This window comes from Enterococcus silesiacus (genome assembly GCF_001886225.1).
Classification (GTDB): domain Bacteria; phylum Bacillota; class Bacilli; order Lactobacillales; family Enterococcaceae; genus Enterococcus_L; species Enterococcus_L silesiacus.
In genome coordinates, this window is the sequence record NZ_JXLC01000033.1 from 23,205 (window position 1) to 43,158 (window position 19,954).

General features: G+C 36.7%; 10 protein-coding genes and 1 other annotated feature. Of the genes, 7 read left to right on the top strand and 3 right to left on the bottom strand.

Going from position 1 to position 19,954, the window contains the following annotated elements; genetic code table 11:
• Nucleotides 1-15 precede the first annotated feature (15 nt).
• Nucleotides 16-1,284: a tyrosine--tRNA ligase gene (gene tyrS / locus RV15_RS16745; RefSeq protein WP_071879145.1), complete on the bottom strand. Its 1,269-nt coding sequence runs from the start codon at nucleotides 1,282-1,284 to the stop codon at nucleotides 16-18.
• A gap of 52 nt (nucleotides 1,285-1,336) precedes the next feature.
• Nucleotides 1,337-1,539 (bottom strand) — a binding site (T-box leader).
• Nucleotides 1,540-1,931: 392 nt separating this feature from the next.
• Between tyrS and tyrP the strand changes: the two genes are divergently transcribed.
• From tyrP to nhaC, 3 genes are all read left to right on the top strand, one after another.
• Nucleotides 1,932-3,338 carry a tyrosine-tyramine antiporter gene (tyrP, locus tag RV15_RS16750; protein WP_071879146.1) on the top strand — a complete coding sequence of 469 codons (1,407 nt, stop codon included), beginning with the start codon at nucleotides 1,932-1,934 and terminating at the stop codon, nucleotides 3,336-3,338.
• A gap of 51 nt (nucleotides 3,339-3,389) precedes the next feature.
• A complete protein-coding gene (gene tdc, locus RV15_RS16755) occupies nucleotides 3,390-5,243 on the top strand; it encodes a tyrosine decarboxylase (RefSeq protein WP_071879147.1) in 1,854 nt (617 codons plus the stop codon).
• A gap of 228 nt (nucleotides 5,244-5,471) precedes the next feature.
• Nucleotides 5,472-6,842 carry a Na+/H+ antiporter NhaC gene (gene nhaC, locus RV15_RS16760; protein ID WP_071879148.1) on the top strand — a complete coding sequence of 457 codons (1,371 nt, stop codon included), beginning with the start codon at nucleotides 5,472-5,474 and terminating at the stop codon, nucleotides 6,840-6,842.
• A 63-nt stretch (nucleotides 6,843-6,905) separates the two neighbouring features.
• Here nhaC and RV15_RS16765 read toward each other — a convergent pair whose 3' ends face one another.
• Nucleotides 6,906-7,334: a helix-turn-helix domain-containing protein gene (locus RV15_RS16765; RefSeq protein ID WP_071879149.1), complete on the bottom strand. Its 429-nt coding sequence runs from the start codon at nucleotides 7,332-7,334 to the stop codon at nucleotides 6,906-6,908.
• Nucleotides 7,335-7,458: 124 nt separating this feature from the next.
• On the opposite strand from RV15_RS16765, the gene RV15_RS16770 reads away from it, so the two are divergent.
• A complete protein-coding gene (locus RV15_RS16770; protein WP_071879150.1) occupies nucleotides 7,459-8,670 on the top strand; it encodes a protein kinase domain-containing protein in 1,212 nt (403 codons plus the stop codon).
• Between the two features lie 107 nt (nucleotides 8,671-8,777).
• Complete coding sequence (locus RV15_RS16775) at nucleotides 8,778-9,329, top strand: DUF5067 domain-containing protein (protein ID WP_071879151.1); 552 nt, start codon at nucleotides 8,778-8,780, stop codon at nucleotides 9,327-9,329.
• Between the two features lie 273 nt (nucleotides 9,330-9,602).
• Here the strand turns inward: RV15_RS16775 and RV15_RS16780 are convergent, their stop codons facing one another.
• Nucleotides 9,603-10,652 carry an AI-2E family transporter gene (locus tag RV15_RS16780; RefSeq protein ID WP_071879152.1) on the bottom strand — a complete coding sequence of 350 codons (1,050 nt, stop codon included), beginning with the start codon at nucleotides 10,650-10,652 and terminating at the stop codon, nucleotides 9,603-9,605.
• Nucleotides 10,653-10,955: 303 nt separating this feature from the next.
• Between RV15_RS16780 and RV15_RS16785 the strand changes: the two genes are divergently transcribed.
• Complete coding sequence (locus tag RV15_RS16785; RefSeq protein ID WP_071879153.1) at nucleotides 10,956-11,375, top strand: hypothetical protein; 420 nt, start codon at nucleotides 10,956-10,958, stop codon at nucleotides 11,373-11,375.
• Nucleotides 11,376-11,382: 7 nt separating this feature from the next.
• On the top strand, nucleotides 11,383-19,954 hold an 8,572-nt coding region (locus RV15_RS16790; RefSeq protein ID WP_245791420.1), incomplete at its 3' end, for an RHS repeat-associated core domain-containing protein.

A 19,954-nucleotide genomic window follows, 5' to 3' on the forward strand; every position in this document is an offset into this window, starting at 1 on the left:
ATAGGCCGATTATTTTTATTTAGACGTTAATTTCACTAATGTGTATTGTTTTTTACCTTTACGAACAATAATGAATTTTCCGTCAAAGCTGTGCGCTGCTGTAATGACAAAATCCAACTCTTTAATACGATCGCCATTGATTGAAATTGCGCCATTTGTGATATCTTCTCTTGCTTGGCGTTTAGAAGGTTCGATTCCAAGCTCAATCAACCAATCAACAAGATTTTGATCAAGTGTGTTTGTTTCAATAGTAGGCATATTTTTGAAGCCTTCTTCAATTTGTTTCGAAGTTAGATTTTTTACATTACCTGAGAATAATGCTTCTGAGATCGCTAGGGCATCGTTTAAATCTTCTTCGCTATGCACAAATTTTGTCATTTCTGCGGCTAATACACGTTGCGCTTCACGTAAATGTGGTTCAGTTTCTACTTTGACTTCTAGCGCATCGATTTCCTCTTTTGTTAAGAAGGTAAAGAATTTCAAGTATTTGATTACGTCACGGTCATCTTGATTTACCCAGAATTGGTAGAACTCGTAAGGTGTTGTTTTTTCTGGATCTAACCAAACAGCACCACCAGCAGTTTTACCAAATTTTGTTCCGTCTGCTTTTAGCATCAATGGAATCGTTAAACCAAAGGCTTTGGCATCAGCGCCTTCTTTTTTACGAATCAAGTCTAGACCAGCTGTGATATTGCCCCATTGATCGGCACCACCGATTTGCATGCGAACGTTATTATGTTGGAATAAGTGTAAAAAGTCCATTGATTGTAGGATTTGGTAAGTAAATTCTGTAAACGAAATTCCTGTTTCTAAACGGCTTGCTACGATATCTTTCGCCAACATTGTGTTGATATTGAAGAATTTACCGTAATCTCTTAAGAAATCTAAAAGAGTCAGGTCATGTGTCCAATCGTAGTTGTTTACTAAGGTTAATGTGTTATCTGTATCTACTGCAAATAATTTTTCCATTTGTCTTGTTAAAGAATCAACATTGTGTTGAACAGTTTCCATTGTTTGTAATTGACGTTCTGTCGTACGTCCACTTGGATCTCCGATCGTGCCCGTTGCGCCACCGATCAAAATAAATGGATGGTGTCCAAATGCTTGGAATCTTTTTAGCATCATAAAAGGAATCAAATGCCCGATATGCATGCTATCTCCTGTAGGATCCACACCGCAATATAGTGAAATGCTCTCGGTTTCAACGTATTCACGTAGACCTTCGCTATCTGTTTGTTGGTTGATGGCGCCACGCCATTCTAATTCATCAATAATGTTTGTCATGTTTCTTCTTCCTTTCCTAAATAAAATAAAAAACGCCCCATAGGCTATTAGCCTATGGGACGAACTCCGCCGTGTTACCACCCAAATTGTATATGAAATATCATATACCTCTCAAATCTGTATCGTAGATAGACGCCTACTTACGGTAGGAAACTAAAAGTGTAATTCACAAAAAATGTATATGTCAACTCTCACTAAATGTTGACTCTCTGAAATAGGGACATTCTTGCTACTTCGCTTTATTAAAGTTTGATATGTTATTTTGTAGCAATTCTACGACAAATAAGCCGACTTGTCAAATACTTCTTTTTTTCTTTTTTTCTTTTATTATTTTTAAATGAGGTATTTCTCATTTAAGTTACTTTCGATTTAATCTAGGTTTTTTGAAAGGTAAAAGAGCCTATTATGATTTCTAACAATTATGAACGACTTTTTTACAATTAGCGGTTTTATGTTATTTTTTTCACACAAATGCTTTAGCGCAGTAAAGTATCGACGCGCTAGATAGAATAGAAAAATCTTAAATAGCGGGCTTTTTTTTTAATTCCACTCTTTTTGACTTGAGCGTAAAACGTACCTATACTTTGGGAGTGATTTCACATGTGGGAAACAAAAAAATAATTTAAATCAGGAGGTCAAATTTAAACATGAATAAAAAATTATCATTATTTGGACTAATTGGAATTACCATGGCCTTTTTTGGAACGGTTCGTAGTGTTCCAACATTAGCATCTACCGGATGGGCACAAATTTTTTATATGCTGATTGCAGCATGCTGCTTTGCTTTACCAATTGCTTTGATTTCAGCCGAGTTATCAACAGGTTGGCCGGAAGAAGGCGGCCCACAAGTTTGGGTACGTAATGCTTTTGGAGAAAAATGGGGTTTTGTTACGTCATGGTTATTATGGGTGCAAATGTTTTTCGGAATGGTTATGGTTGCTTCAACTGTAGGTGTATTACTTGGTTACGTAATCGACCGTCCGGATTTAGGGCACAATAATTTATTTATTTTTATTATGATACTGATTTCTTATTGGGGCATTACGTTACTTAATTTGAAATTTGACATGGTAAAAATTGCTGGTGACTGGGGTGCTGTGATCGGTGTCTATATTCCTTTTGTTGCTTTAGTTGTTCTAGGGATGATGTATATGGCAAAACATGGAATCAACCAAGATAGCTACTTAGGTCATTTTGAAGCGAGCAAGTTATTACCTGATTTTAGCGACTTAGGTAGCTTACCAACGTTAACAGGAATTATCTTCATTTTTGCTGGGGTAGAAATTTCATCTGTTCATGCAAATAACATTGATAATCCAAAACGTAATTATCCAATTGCAGTTATTGCATCTGTTTTACTATTAGTTGTGTTTAACTTAGCTGCTGGTTTAAGTGTGGCAGATAGTGTGCCAGCTGGAAAAATGGAACTTGCTAACATCACACAACCATTTGTGATCATGACACAAGATCTTGGGATTCCCGCGATTTTTAATAACATTATTTCATTGATGATTTTAATCGGTGTTTTAGTTCAATTGAGCGCTTGGGTTTTAGGTCCAAGTAAATCAATGATCAAAGTTGCCGAAGAAGGGAACTTACCGCCATTCTTCCAAAAACGTAATGCAAAAGGCATTCCAATTGTTTTTGTCATGATTCAAGCGATTGTTATTTCACTTGTGTCATTCTTATATGTTGTAGTGCCAGATATTAGTGCGGCATTCTTGATCATCACGATCACAACAACAATCCTTTATTGCGTAGTCTATCTATTGATTTCACTTTCAGCGATTAAGTTACGTTACAGTATGCCGGATGTAAAACGTCCGTTTAGATTGGGAAGTAAAGGCAATAGCTTGATGTGGTTTGTCTCCATTTTAGCCATCGTGAGTGTGGTTGTGACGATTCTAGTCAGCTTGATTCCGCCAACCTCTGTGCCACAAAGTGGTCACGTAGCGTATGTTATTTATCAAGTTGCAGCAACGGTCATCATGATCGGTATTGCCTTGATCATTTATAAGAGAAAGAAACCAGAATGGAAGAAAACTGATAAATAAGAAACAACATTTTCAACATGATCAATTATGAAACTATTGGAGGAAAATATCATGAAAAATTTCAACACAGACGATACGAATTTAAAAGCATTATTTATAGGTGACAAAGGTGAAAACGTTGATTTGTTCAAAGAACTATTAAACAAAATGATCGACGAGCATGTTGGCTGGAGACAAAACTATATGCCGCAAGATTTACCAGTTATTACACCACAAGATAGAAGCTCTAAAAGTTTCCAAGAAACAGCAGACAACATGAGAAGTGTCTTCAATGTATTATCTTCACGATTACGTACAGAGTCACTTCCATGGCACTCAGCAGGCCGTTTCTGGGGCCATATGAACGCCGAAACATTAATGCCGTCAATTATTGCCTATACAACTGCAATGCTGTGGAACGGCAATAACGTGGCTTATGAGTCATCACCTGCAACTTCACAAATGGAAGAAGAAGTTGGAATGGAATTTGCGACATTGATGGGCTATGAAGATGGTTGGGGTCATATTGCAGCAGATGGTTCAATCGCAAACTTAGAAGGTTTATGGTATGCCCGTAATATGAAATCATTACCATTTGCCATTAAAGCAGTCGTGCCAGAAATGGTTGCAGGTAAATCAGAATGGGAATTACTAAATATGTCTACAACAGAAGTCTTAGATATTTTAGATCAAGTACAAGATAACTTTGACGAAATCAAAGCACAATCAGCTCGTAGTGGTAAAAACTTAGATAAATTAGGTAAATGGATCGTACCACAAACAAAACACTATTCATGGTTAAAAGCCGCTGACATTATCGGTATTGGTTTAGATCAAGTCATTGCTGGTGAAGTAAATAGTGAATACCGCATGGATATTGATAAACTAGAAGCCCAAATTCGTGATTTAGCAGCTCAAGGTATTCCAACGCTTGGTGTTGTAGGCGTGGTTGGTTCAACTGAAGAAGGACAAGTTGACCGTATCGACCAAATTATTGCTTTACGTGATAAATTAGCTAAAGAAGGTATCTACTTCTATGTACACGTGGATGCGGCTTACGGTGGTTATGGACGTTCAATCTTCTTAGATGAAAACGACAAATTCATCGAATGGGACAAAATCGAAGAAGTTTACGCTAAAAATGGGATCTTCATGGAAAAAAATGATTGGTTAACAAGAGAAGTTTACGAATCATTCAAAGCAATTGAACAAGCTGAATCAGTAACCATTGACCCTCATAAAATGGGGTATATCCCCTATTCTGCTGGTGGTGTCGTAATCAAAGATATCCGTATGCGTGACGTAATCTCTTACTTCGCAACGTATGTATTTGAAAAAGGTGCTGATATTCCAGCCTTATTAGGTGCTTATATTCTTGAAGGGTCAAAAGCTGGTGCAACGGCTGCCGCTGTTTGGACTGCTCATAAAGTATTGCCATTAAACGTAACTGGTTATGGTAAATTGATGGGTGCAAGTATTGAAGGAGCTTATCACTTCTATCACTTCATCGATGGGTTAGAATTCCAAGTTGGCGACAAAACAATCGAAATGCATGCTTTAACAAAACCAGACTTTAACATGGTTGATTATGTATTTAACGAAAAAGGCAATACTGACCTTGTGAAAATGAACAAATTAAACCATGACTTCTATGACTATGCTTCTTATGCAAAAGGTGGATTATATACCAACGAATTCATCACATCACATACTGATTTTGCCATTGAAGAATATGGACACAGCCCATTTGAATTTGTAAACAGCTTAGGCTTCTCTCGCGCTGAATGGGAACGTGCGGATAAAGTAACAATTTTACGTGCTGCTGGTATGTCACCATATATGAATGATAAAGAAATCTTTGATGAATATGCAGAAAAAATCAAAACAGCGATCCAAGAAAAATTAGAAGCAATCTACGCTGAATAAAAGAAAATGTTGGTAGAGGCAGAAGTATCTAAAAGCTGCGCAAGATATTAAGAACATAAAAATTCCTGATAAAGTAACTTTTTATACGACTGTAATTTGACCACTGTGGGTGCGGTAAAGCGTTTATTCAAGCTTTGCCGCAGCTGCAGATTTTCTATAAATACAAATAAATAGGAGAAGATGGAAGGCATCTTTCATCGATTTCTATAAAAATGTGAGGAACAATGTATGAAAAAATATCAAGTTAATTTTAACGAAGCAGTTTTCTTATTAATAACATTATTGTTGATGATCGGCTCCAGTATTATTGGTTTTGGTATTCCTGCCCATGTTGCTTTATTGATTGCTATTGGTTACTTGCTATTATTCGCTGTTTATAAAAAATTTTCTTGGGATTTCATTCATGATGCTTTGGTTGAAGGGATTTCTTCTGGTATTATTCCAATAGTGATTTTTATTTTGATTGGAGCATTAATCAGTGTTTGGATCGCTGCTGGAACTATTCCAACAATTATGGTTTTAGGCTTTTCTTTCTTGTCAGTGAAATATTTTATTCCAACCGTTTTTATAGTGTGTGGCATCGTAGGAGGCGCTGTTGGCAGCTCCTTTACGACGATTTCAACGATCGGGATCGCTTTTTTGGGAATGGGTAGCTTGATTGGAGTCGATCCGGCATTAACAACTGGTGCAATTGTTTCTGGCGCTTTTTTGGGCAATTCAATTTCGCCACTTTCAGATACAGTTAATCTGGCTGCGGCGATTTCAGAAGTCGATTTATTTGATCATTTGAAAAATACATATAAAACAGCGATTCCAGCTGCTATTCTTTCGTTCGGCTACTTTTTAGTTATGGGACTACATTATGATGGTGCTTTGAACAGTACGGAAATCCAGGAAATAGTTGATACGCTAAATGATAATTTTACGATTTCGTTTATTGCGGTGATTCCTTTAGCACTCTTGTTCGTTTGCGCATGGAAGAAAATCCCAGCAATTCCGACATTGTTACTGAGCATTTGCACATCCTTGATTTTGATGTTTTTTATGAATGGACATTTTTCGTTTGTAGAGACAGCTGACATGATCCAAAATGGTTTTATTTCTCAGACAGAAAATGCTCAAGTCGATGAGTTGCTTTCTAGAGGTGGAATTCAAAGTATGATGTGGTCAGTATCGTTAATCATCTTAGCGTTGGCCTTAGGCGGTCTACTGGTAAAAATGGAGATCATTGATTGTTTATTACAGCGGTTTGAAACAGCGATCGCTTCTCGTAAGAAGCTGATTTTTGTCACGATGATGAGTTCAATTGGAATCAATGTTCTGATTGGCGAACAGTACTTGTCGATCATTTTACCTGGGAAATCATTTCTCAATAAATTTAAAGAAAAAAAAGTCCCTTTAACGTTGTTGTCTAGAGGCTTAAACGATGCTGGTTCTGTTGTAAATCCTCTGATTCCTTGGGGGGTGAGCGGCGTCTTTATCTCAGGCACTTTAGGGATTGCAACAATAAACTATTTACCATATGCAGTATTTTGCTACATCTTACCAGTAGTGTCATTTGTAGTCACGATGATTAGTAAAAAGAAAGCTAAAAAATAAATAAAAAAATACAACGCTATTCTTAGATGAATAGGTTGTATTTTTTTTTAGAATCAACTTGAATTATTCACCAAATGTCTTAAGTCCCTCATGATACAAATAATCATCGATTTCTGTAATTGACAGTCTATGTGAGATACCAAAAATGACGACAGCATCCCAGGGGAGTTTTGGGTAAAGCTGAGCGTACCCAGTCTTTTTCATCAGTTCATTTGTTTCTTCAAGGGTCAGCTCAAGACCAATAGTTAGTGCTATAATTTTTTCTCTTGAAGGGTTTCGTTTGCCATCAAAATATTGATAGCCTGTTGCTTCTGCGATGCCTGCTTTTTTCAATACAGCGCTTTTTGTTATATTTTTTTCGATCAGCCAACGATTCAAATAATCTTTTAAGACGTTATCAAGTGTATAATCTCGCGTTTCAGAAAGAGCTGTTTGGAAATTTTCAGCTTTTTTTAATGAATGAAGTAATTTGTCTGTATCTTTTTCCTGCATATCAAGATCTCCCATATCTAAAATATCATACTGCTATTATACATTGATTTTCACAAAGAGCGGGGTATTTTATTACTTTTTTTGCTATAATTAAAAAAGTAAACAAAAAAATGGAGTGTAAAAAATGGAAAACGTAAATAATTCAGTTCCATTTTCCTATAAAGAAATTGAACCATTAACAGATAAAATCAATGGACCGATTCTTGTAAGAAAAAAGGACACAAAAGAGTTTTTTGTGAAGAAATGCTATCCACTTTATTTAGCGGACAATTTAATTACGCTGCAAAAAATCAAACAGATCAATTTACCAAAGATTCAAGAAGTCGTGCTCGAAGAAGGTCAACTTTATTTATATGAAGAATTTATTCATGGAAAAACGTTGACAGAAATTATTAACTCCTCAGAAATAATGGAGACTAAAACGATTTTAAACCTAATATTGGCTTTATTGGATGCGTTGATTGCACTTCATAGTGAAGACTTGGTCCATCGTGATGTTAAGCCTGGGAATATCATGTTGACCAATGATGGAATGTTGAAGTTGATTGATTTTGATGCTGTGCGGGTATTTGCTGGAACCAAAGAAACTGACACCGTTCAGTTAGGAACAGTAGGCTTTGCCTCACCAGAACAGTTTGGTTTTGCGCAAACAGATGCAAGAAGTGACCTGTATGCAGTAGGGGTGGTGATCAATATTTGCTCAATCAAAGACTATCCTAAAAATCAGCTAAGCACCGATCCATTTTTACATGATATTATTGTGAAAGCAACAAGATTAGATCCGAAAAATCGCTATCAGTCAGCAATAGAAATGCAAGCTGATGTTAAAGAAAAATGGAATCTCTTGCATGCAGGAACAATAGAATTTGTTGAATCTGGAAAGTTTATTAAAAAGACAATTAAAAATAATAACGTCAAGATTGAGTTAAAGCCTCCGAAAATAGATGAGGAGGCCATTATAGCCAGTGGACAGCAAGATGCAAATACTCCGATCCGATCCTTTTTAAGAAAATATGTGCCAGGATTTCGCACAGGTCAGCCATGGAAGATAACCGTGGCGGTCATTTACTATGTGTTTGTAGGAATTGGTTTACCAGGAAATATCTATGAGGGACGAACGGTTATTCAAAAGCTGCTGTTAACATTGGAAGGAAGTATTCTTTTTATTTTACCGGTGCTATTATTTACGAATTTTATGAACTTTCATAAGAAAATTCCATTGCTTAATTCTAAAAAAAATACAATACGAGGAATCGGCTATATGTTGTTGGTTCTGAGCTGGTTAGGCTACTATGGTTTATTTTTATTTGTCACCAATGGCGGTGCAAAAAGGTAATCGAATAGCCGATTCGTTAAAATTATGCAAGTTGCATAAGATTATCCTGCAGTGTTTTAGTACGATAAGCATGTACCAACGGACTAAATAACAAAGGGGACAAAAAAATGAGCATGAAGAAAATTGTTTTGATCGGGGTCGGCATTTTAGTAGTGGGCGGTGTTCTAGCAAATATGGGCTCTGATTCTAAAGAAGAGGCAAAGTCTAAAAACGAAATATCAACCAGTAAAGTAGCCAAGCCTAAAAAGGAAACAACGACCAGTAAAGTAGTAACAAAACAAGAAGTAGATACGCCTGTTGAAACAGATAATGGTGACTTAGGTGAATATCATGTTGTGATCAAAGAACTAACATTTGCAAAAGATTACAATGGGGCCGATGTAGGCGTGATCGATTATGAATTTACAAATAACAGCGATAAAAATGCGATGTTTTTAACATCAATCTCAACGAAGGCTTTTCAAAACGGCATTGCCTTGGAATCAGCAATTATGATGGAGTCAGGGTATGTGGATTCAATGACAGAAATCCAACCAGGAGTGACATTGAATTTAAAAGTTCCTTATAAATTAGCAGATATGACAGCACCAATATCCGTTGAGGCAACTAAATTATTTAGTGATAAAGTAAAATTAACAAAGGAATTTGTTCTACAGTAATTTGAAGAAGGTAAAAAAGGGTGAAAAAGGTGGTTCAGCTAGCATTTCTTTAAGTAGAAATTGACTAGTTTTTAGCTTCAAAGGGAGCAAAGGAATTGAGTGTATTCCTTATATATGGCCGTGTATTAGGTGTATTGGAACAGGTAGCTGTTAAGATGTAGTTATTTGGTCCGAAATCAATTAGTCTTTGCTGCCTGACTGATTTTCCAAATACGAAAACAGCCAAAACCACAAAAAGAGAACGTCTGGATTTATTCCAAACGTTCTCTTTTTTTAGTCTAGATTATTTGGCAGATCAGTGTTTTTTTCAGTAACCGAGTGGATTGGTTTAACTTTTAAAATATCTAGGAAAAATGTAAAGATAGGGATACCAACGATCAATCCCCAAACACCAAAAAGCCGTTCACTGATCAATAAAATAACAAACGTATAAAAAATCGGCAAATCTGTTTTACTGGACATAAATTTAGGATTCAATACATAAGACTCAAACAAATGCACGACGATGATCACGACTAAAATATAAATCACATCATTGATACCGCCTTCTGAATAGGCGATAAAGCTTAACGGAATACAGGAAATAATCACCCCAGCAACCGGTATCAAACTTAAAATAAAAATCATGATCGCTAAACTTGGTAATTGATGAAAGCCGATCAAGGCTAAACAAATGGTTGTGATCCCTGTATTAACAACGGCAATAAAAAATTGAGCTTCCATTACAACACCAAACGTATTGACAAACTTATCGGCGAAAAAGTAAATATCTTGAAAAAACCAGTCAAAGTCGCTTTTTAGAAATAACTTAGAAAATTCTGTCATTTGCTTTTTCTCGATCATAAAAAAGAAACTTAGGATAAAAGAAAGAACAAAGGAAAGACCAATCGATCCTACATCTTGAACATAGCGTAAAAGAATACTTGCGCCATTTTGAATTTGAGACATGAGGTTCGATTTTTCTAGATAATTATCAATGATCATCAAAAGCTGATTATGATCATCTGTCGGAGTTTGGTAGAAATGGATGACGGAATTATACATCTGCACGGATTGATGAATTAAAACTGGGACATATTTTGTAATAGCCAGATAGATTAAAAAAACGATCAAAGAATACGTGGCTAAAACGAGTATGAGGGACGGAACCCTTAAATAATGTTGCACAAATTTCACGAAATGAAGTGCTAAAAACGTAAAAATAAACGTCAATAAAATCATTGTGATCATACTTCTAGCTAAAAATAGAACAAAAATAACAACCGCCAAAACAAAAAAACGCCGTAACCGTTCATTTTGGATAAACTTTTCATACATGGACACAGGCTTCGCTCCTTTAATACGTTACTTATTATATTATAAGATAACTATAATGCTTTTTCAGATTTTAAGATAGCAGTTTTATCTATAATTCTAAAAAAATTAACTAGTTATTAAATAGTGATATTTATGAAAGAAAGTATATACATATCTTAGTTGTTATTTATAATTTTGTTGTTCAAAAAATAATTACATTAAACGTGGTGTTTTTGTAATTATCCAGCATGTAAATTTTTTTATTTTGTTATTCTATTGAAATCCAACCTCCTTTTTGTTAAGTTTAAAATACAAAAAGGGGGTTTTAAATTGAAAAGAGTTACTAAGTTAACATTATGTGTTTTTTTTGTTTTAATTTTATTCTTTGCAGGATGTAGCAGTAAAGCAAATGAAGGAGATCTGGATAAAAAAATCTATAATCTGGAAACAAGTTTCAAAGAAACGTATCAATTGTGGGTAGATATGAAAAATATGGGAGAAATCAAGAATAAAGAGTATCCCAAAGATCTAAGAAAAGTAGCGACTGATTTTAAAATAATTGGGGATAAAGCAAAATTAAGTAGCTATCAAAAACTTCTTAGTGAAGAAGACAAAATGATTTATGAGACGTATCGACAATTATCACCAGAAATCAAGGAACTCGCAAGAACAATTGAAAAGTCGAGTTTTGAACAAGCAAAAACACAATATGAACTGATTCTAGAAAAAGAAGAAGGGGTAAAGGAGTAGGGAGATGATGAAAAAGGGATGGAAAAGAAAAGGAATTACTCTGTTTGTTGCTGGATTACAAGTTTTAGGCTTGTTTCCTTGGGGAGCAATCCAAAGTTTTGCACAAGAAAATGAAAAAACAGAAACTGTTGGTTCAAGTGAAGTCATCACTACACCAGAAAAAGTGAAAAAAGAAGATCTTGATCAACAGACACAACAAAAACTCAAAGAAGCTGACGAGAGTAGTAAGAAAGAAAACGAAGTAACTGAAAAAATAGACGATAAAACAGAAACAACTTTAGACGTTGCACCGCAATTAAAATCAGCGTTTGAAGCAGATGAAAAAAACATGCTGGCATCAGTCAAAGACGATATGGAGAAGAAAGGGTTAACAGAAATTGTAGCCGATCGTTCAGAGACAACGAAAACATTTGTTCATCCTGAAACTGGTGTGGGGGAAACCGTTGTTTTTACAGAACCCATTCATTTTAAAAAAGAGAAAGATAACTGGCAAGAATTTGATGGTACTTTTGAACAGGAAAAGGGCGTTTATATTGCAAATGAGCAGGTTGAAGTTCAAGTGCCTAATGAAGTGACTGAAAAGAACCTGCCTACAGTCAAGGTCGGTGATGCAAAAGTAGGGATCGGTTTACCTGACGATAAATACGAAGTACAAGCGGTTAAAGATGACAAAGTCTTATTAGCTGCTGAAAATGACTTAGAACCTATAGAAATTTCATATCAGCCGACAGGAGTTAAAGTCAGTCAATACATTTCTGAGGAAACGGACTTGGCAACGGTCAAATTTGCGTTAAAACTACCTGATACTCTTCAAGCGAAAGAGGAAAAGGATCAGGGGATTATTGGTCTATATGACGGTGAGAAGCTTGTAAGTGTTGTTCCTACACCAACGATTGAAACAATAACAGGTGATTTTATTTCAACTGCAGAGGCTGATTTTGACAGTAAAACGAATACCTTGACGCTAAAAGCTCTTGATCAAGAAAAAAGTCAAAACTTAAAAGCGGCACGTGTCAATGTCCAATTTGTCCAAGCAAAAATCGAGCAAGGAATTGAAGCGACTAGTATTCGTCAGTACGATGACAAAATGAATTATTGGTTCCAAGACTATATGTATATTGGCTATGACGATGGGTATAACGGAACACTAGGTGCTGCTCATTTTGTTACGTATGGTTTGATCAAGATCCCTGATGCAGAATTGAAAAAAATTGGTAAAGGTAGAGAAATCGAATCAGCAAACCTTTCATTATTTAGAACAGGAGCACCTGGTTTTTGGGGAGATCGTGCGAAAGATGGCAGTGGCAAAGTAGTCAATCGCCATTTTGAAGTCCATGGCTTGACGAAAGATATTGGCGCGTTTTCTAAAGCTACGTATAAAGGCTTTAGTGATGCAAAATTCCCTTATGGACCACCTGCCAATGAAGCAGGCAAAGAAACCATGATTGGTGGCATTGATCCAAATAACCGTAGAGTTAATTTTGATATCACTCATTTGGCAAACGATTGGATCAATGGCGGCAGTAATTTCGGGATGATCGTTAAAACGAATAAAGTAACGTCTCATGAATTGCCTTATTCTACCGCTGAAGTTTTTGCTGCTCCAAAAGGCGGCGTAACGACCACTTCTCCTTATTTAGTGATCAAGCATCGTGAACGTCCACCAATCGATAAAAACATGCCGCTTAAAGATACGACCTTGAAACTACGTCCCTTTGTCAGTTCTGATAATGACGGCTTAGTTCAGTTTCAAGCATTAGGTATGGATGGTATCGGTCGACCAGATGCCAAGATAAATTATCGTGTGCTTGATACAAGTGATAAAAATAAAGTAACCTTCTCAGGAACGGATCCATCGATTGGGCGAGATTATATCTTTCCTAATTACCCAAAACTATTTGAACATGCTAATCGTTATTTAGAACTTTCCAGCAATTGGCAAACCAATACATTATTGACCAGCTCTTTGAAAGAAAATCATCTTTACAAAGTAGAAGCTACGATCACGCATGGAACGGAGGAATCAAAGCAAACCTATGATCAGTTCCAATTATACAAAGTGACCAGTCAAGATACATTACCACGTCTCTTAAAATTCTACGGCTTAGAAAAACAACGAGCAACATTTATGCGGGATAATAACATGAAAGATGAATTATTGACCCAAGGAAATATTGTATTTATTCGAAATCCAAAGAAAAATCAAGGAAAAGCTTATCAGTCACAACCACTTTCTAAGGCCGATAAAATTCGCTTAGATGCATTATCTGTTGGTCGAGGGAAACATTGTAAATACGGTTTTGAACCAATCAATATTGGTAGTGGAAATTTAATTTATGAAATGACGGATAGTGTTTGGTATGATTTCGAAGAAGAGCAACTTTTTGCTAGAACCTATAATTCTAAAGGCGGCGGTATGGATAGCCCAGTCGGCAGAAACTGGACACTAAACCAATACTTGACTTTAAACCAGTTAGAAGATAAATCAATGATGCTCACAAAAGAAGATGGTGGTAAAATCTTTTTTGACCGTGGGAAAGATGGGCGTTATCAAGTATCAGACGATTCGCCTTATACATTGACGAAAAAAATCAAAGATGAAAAACGCAGTTTTGAATTGACAAATACGGAACAAAAGTTGACCTATCTATTTGATGCAACAGGGCAAATAAGAAAAATTACCAATGCCTATGGTCAAACCAAAGAATATAGCTACGAAGAAGAAACTGGATTTTTAAAAGCAATCAAACAATTTAACGGCGGCAAAGTTTTATTTGACTGGGATGATAATGGGCACATAAAAAAAGCTACTTTTCCAGATCAGACGACGAACACCTACGAATATGATGCAAAAGGAAACTTAACAAAAGTGACCGATGCGTTAGGAAAGAAAATAGTCTATACGTACAATGATAATCACTTTATGACCTCATATTCTGATGACGAAGGAACACTACTTTATCAAAATAAATTTGATAAGGAAGGCCGTGTTATCGAACAAACAGATGCCAAAGACAATACTGTTACGATCACATATGAAAAAAATAAAACGACGACCATCGACGGCAATGGAAACAAAGAAATCACTACCTATAATGATCATTTCCAACCAACAAAGATTGAATATGCCGATGGAAAAAGCGAAACCAAACGCTATAATGACCGCTACCAGCTGATTGAGGAAATTGATCGAGCAGGCAATAAAACAACGTATGAAAATGATCCAAATGGTAATGTGACTAAAACGATTTTTCCAGATGGAAGTACAGAAGTTAGCTTATACAATGCCAGTAACCAGTTGACAGAGCAAACGGATCGTTTAGGCAAGAAAACCACTTATCACTATAATGAACAAGGAAAATTACTACAAGCCACACGTCCAGATGGAAAAACGATCACCTATTCTTATGATGGACAAGGGAAAGTGACGAGTAAGACCGATGCGGATGGAGCCACAGAAAACTATACGTATCAGGCTGGTAATTTAACGTCGATCAGTGATGCTCATGGAGCAAAAACTAGGTATGAATATGATGCCAAAGGCTTGATCACCAAAGAATTTGATGCAGCTGGAAATGCTAAAATATTTAAACGAAATAAGCGTGGTGAACTGATCGAAGAAACCGATTTTAATGGGAATAAAAAGACGTATTCTTATAGTGCAGAAGGATACTTACTTTCAGAAACCGATTTTAACGGAAATCAGACAAGTTTTACGTATGATAAATTAGGCAGAAAAATTACTGAAGTCAATCCTGCTGGCGGGAAAAAGACGTTTGAGTATGATGCGAATGGAAATATAATCAAAGAAACAGATTATCTGGGGAATGCCAAAGCATTCACGTATAATGAATTAAACCAAGTAATCGAAGAAAAAACAGCTACAGGTTCAATTACGCGTTATACCTTAAATGCCCTAGGTGATCCTCTAACTGAGACAGTCGATGATAAGAAAAAAACGACCTATGCTTATGATAAAAATCAAAATCTAATTAAAAAGGTCGATGCATTAAAACAAGAAACAATTTATGAATATGATCAAAAAGATCAACGGATCAAAGAAATATACCCTGATCAAACGACAATTCTTTATGAATACGATGAGTTGGGCAATGTAACGGCTAAAACAGATCGTAATGGGCTTAAAACTAGTTATTCATATAACGAGAAAAGTCAATTGTTGAAGGAACTAGCAGGAGATCGTGAAACTAATTATACCTATGATTCACGAGGCAACAAAACAACAGAAATCGATCCTGAAAATAATCAGCATTCCTTTGATTTTAATCCCTTAGGTTATCTTTCAGAGCAAACCGATGCTGCTGGCAATAAAACAGTCTATGAAACCGACAATCAAGGAAATGTGACGAAAATCACGGATCCAGATGGTAACGTGTTAACCTACACGTATGATGGGGAAGGGAACGTTCTTTCACAAACCGATGCATTGGGAAATAAGAAGCTATCCACTTATAATTCGTTGAATCAGCTAGCCACAACAGTTGAACCAACGGGGGATATTACCCAGTATCATTATGATGCCAACAGTAATTTAGTTGAAAAAATCGATGCATTAGGCAATAAGACAACCTATAGCTATACGAAAGATAATCAATTACAAGCATCAACTGATCCATTAGGCCAAATAACGCAGCTCTCTTACGATGCTAGCGGAAATTTAATTTCATTTGAAGATGCAATCGGTCGAAAAACAACGTATTCCTATGATTTATTAAATCAATTAACAAAAGAAGTAACACCAGGAAGCGTCACCATCAATTATAGCTATGATGTTCTTGGTCAGCGTATCAAGCAATCCGACAGCAACGGTAAAAGTGAAAGCTACACCTATGATAAAAATGGTCAGATGCTTACAGCGACAGATGAACAAAAACGAAAAATTTCCTATGAATACAATCTTTTTGGTGAAAAAATTGCCGAAACTGATGCGGCAGGCAATAAAACAAGCTATGCATACAATAAGCTAGGACAGCAAACGACAATCACTCACCCACAAGAAACGAGTCAAACATTAACCTACGATGGTTTAGGACATGTTTTGGAAGAAGTGATGCCAAATGGTGGAAAATATGCCTATAGCTATGATAAACGCGGGAATTTGATCAAAGAAACCAATCCATTAGGCCAAACGCAAAGTTATGCCTATAACAAAAACAGTCAACTGGTTCAATCAACAACCGCTAAAAATGAGATTACGACCTATAGCTATGACAAAAATAATCGCTTGATCGAAACCAAAGATCCTTTAGGCAATAGTCAGAAAATCAAGTATGATGCCAATGGCAATGTCATAACAGAAATCGATGCTGAAGGAAATCAAACAGCCTATGCCTATGATGGCAATAACCAGCTGATCCAAACAATCAATGCTAAAAAATTCCAGCAAACAGTTAGCTATGATCCAGTTGGACGGAAAATTGCTGAAACAGATTTCAATGGCAACAAAATAAGTTATGAGTATAATGCCAATGATCAACTATTGAAAAAAACAGAACCGAACAAACGCATCACAACCTATGAATATGATGCACACGGAAATCTTTCAAAAATCACAGATCCTAAAAAAGCTGTGACAGAAATGACCTATACCTTGGATGGTCAACTTGCTTCTGAAACGAATGCAAAAGGGTATAAACGGTTGTATGAGTATGACACTTACCGCAATTTACTGGCTGTAAAAGACAACGTCAGAAAAGAACCACTTGAAATGTATAGTTATAATCACTATCAACAGCGCATAGCACAAACCAATGCAGCAGGCAAAAAGACAACTTACGACTACAATAAATTTGGCCAGCTCATAAAACTGACTTATCCTAATAAAACTAGTGTTGCTTATAGTTATGACTTACTAGATCGAGTTTCTGAAATGACAGACATTCGTGGTAATAAAACGAAAACAGAATACGATGAAAATGGTCAAGTGACCCGCTTTATCGCACCTGGTGAACAAGTTTCTACCTACGAATATGACAGTAATGGAAATGTGACCAAAGAACAAGATCCAATGGCGTTTACTTCTAGTTATACGTACAACAAATTAAATCAAGTAGCAGAAGAAACCGATGAACTCGGGCATAAAACAACCTATGCCTATGATCAATTACAACAAGTCGCAAAAATCACAGATCCTAGAAACCATCAAATAGCCATGGACTACGATGGTAACGGGAATTTAGTGAAAGAAACGGATGCAAAAGGCAAAGAAAAACATTTTGGTTATGACGCAAACGATCAACTGGCTAGCGTCAAAAATCGATTAGGGAAAACAACCAATTATACCTACGATCTTCAAAGTAATTTGACCAGTGTCAAAGATGCGCTTGGTAATCAGACTACCTTCAACTATTCGCCAACAGGTGAGTTGGACAGTGTTCTTTCAGCCAATGGAAAAAAAGAAAGTTACGAGTATACGTTAGATGGACAACTAGCGCAAACGACTACACCAAAAGAAGAGACGATTCAATACAAGTACGATGAAATGAATCAGCTTGTCGAAAAAGTCACTAAAAATGCCAACTTCACATATACCTTTACGGATGAAGAAAAAATGAAAAGTGCGGCTTATGAAACAACGGAACCAACTGTAGCAATCGACAATGAAGCGTTGAAGCAAGCTGTGCCAGCCAAAGGCGAGGTGACATTTGAATACAATCAATACGGAGATTTGACGAAGGCAACGGATGAAAAAGGTGAAAACTTAACATACGGCTATGATGCTTTAGGACGCAAGACTAGCGTGACCTACCCAAGCGAACGAAAAATCACGTATGAATACGATAAGAAAAATCAACTAACCGTTGTAGCAGATGGTGATCAAAAAACGGTATACGAACACGACGGAGCAGGTCAAGTCAAAAAAATCAGCTATCCAAATGGCATAATCACACAATATGACTATTTAGCTACAGGAGAAATCAGCTCAGCTGAAACCTTAGAAGCAAATGGAAAATCATTAGCCAAAATGACCTATGTGTACGACGAAAATGACAATCTTCAAAAAGAAACGATTCAATACCCGAAATTAACACTTGAAAAAACGTATGAGTATGATGCCGAAGATCAACTGACGAAAGTCATCGAAGTCGAAGGCAAGAAAAAGACTGAAATCGAGTACTATTACGATGATGCTGGTAATCGAATTACCTATTCAGAAAAGGTCAATGACAAAGAGAAAACCTTCTATGAATACAAAGTCAATAATATGAATCAAGTCACCGAAATCACGAGTGAAAAAGGCGCTAAATTTGAATATGATGCCAATGGCAATGTCTCCAAAAAGATTGCCGTGACCGGTGAAGTGACCACGTATCTCTATGATGTAGAAGACCGCTTGATTCAAGAAACAAGCAGTAACGGTGTTTATACCCTTTATGGATACGATGCACTAGGTAATCGTGTGATCAAAGGTACAGCAACCGAACATGGCCGTCGGATCAAAACCGATCTAAAAGCTTGGATGAAACAAACCGATCGTACCGCCCAATTAGCGCTAAACAACCAAGATGTTACCTTACATGAAATATTAACTGCTGTAGCGAAACAGCCCACCATGGCCGATCGCTTACGCTGTTTACCAAAGGATCGACCATGGCGTAAAGACCATGATAAACCAAGAAAAACCGTTGAAACGGAGAAACTAAAAAAAGAACTGGATAAAAACCATTCAATCAAAATCATCACGTCATTGAATGAATACAATCAAGAACACACTAGTCCAGCTAAACTCACGCAAGAAACTTATGATAAAAAAGTCAAAACCACCCAAAGACAAGAATTTACCTTTGGAGAAGAAACCGATATCTTAGGAGACCAAGAAGACGAATACCATCGTGATGGTTACGGCAGTATAGGCACAATAGTCGAGCGACAAAGCGGTGAATTAATCACCAATACCTTGTATAATGAATATGGGGAAGCCGCCTTACGTTTAGAAAACGAATACGGCTACCGCAGTGAATACCATGATCAGTCTAATCGGATCCATTTACGTGCTAGAGAATACAGCACCACAACAGGACGTTTCCTACAAGAAGATACCTGGTATGGAAAAGTGGAACAACCACAAAGCCAGAACCGCTATATCTATGTAGAAAACAACCCACAGAAATACCGTGACCGCAGCGGAAATGCTGGTTGGTGGTCTAAGGCATGGAACAACGTGAAGAAACAAGTGAAAAAAGTAGCCCAAAAAGTTTGGAACGGTGTCAAAAAAGTAGCTAGCACTGTCTGGAATGGTGTAAAAGCAGTCTGGAATGCCGTTGTCCCATCCTCACCTCGGGTTTCAAGTTCTTGGGGCGGAATGCCATCAGGCATTCGCTACACAGGAAATTACGGTGGAAGAACGTATTACCCACAACGCAATTACGTCGGTGTCAATTATATCCGAGGAAGAAATGGACAGCCTGTTGGTTATCAGACGTATAGTCAGGCGCTGTATTATCAAAGTGCGGCTTATCGCTATCAAGTACAGGTAGCTAGAGCACAAGCGACACGAGCAGCAGCTACAGTTCGAATCAAGAAAGTATGCGATACGGCGGATAAGAAATGGACGGGTT

What these genes read in the sequence shown, in the direction of transcription:
- tyrP (WP_071879146.1), top strand. Translation starts at nt 1,932, where the DNA reads ATGAATAAAAAATTATCATTATTTGGACTAATTGGAATTACCATGGCC.
- RV15_RS16775 (WP_071879151.1), top strand. Translation starts at nt 8,778, where the DNA reads ATGAGCATGAAGAAAATTGTTTTGATCGGGGTCGGCATTTTAGTAGTG.
- tdc (WP_071879147.1), top strand. Translation starts at nt 3,390, where the DNA reads ATGAAAAATTTCAACACAGACGATACGAATTTAAAAGCATTATTTATA.
- RV15_RS16770 (WP_071879150.1), top strand. Translation starts at nt 7,459, where the DNA reads ATGGAAAACGTAAATAATTCAGTTCCATTTTCCTATAAAGAAATTGAA.
- nhaC (WP_071879148.1), top strand. Translation starts at nt 5,472, where the DNA reads ATGAAAAAATATCAAGTTAATTTTAACGAAGCAGTTTTCTTATTAATA.
- RV15_RS16765 (WP_071879149.1), bottom strand. Translation starts at nt 7,334, where the DNA reads ATGCAGGAAAAAGATACAGACAAATTACTTCATTCATTAAAAAAAGCT.
- tyrS (WP_071879145.1), bottom strand. Translation starts at nt 1,284, where the DNA reads ATGACAAACATTATTGATGAATTAGAATGGCGTGGCGCCATCAACCAA.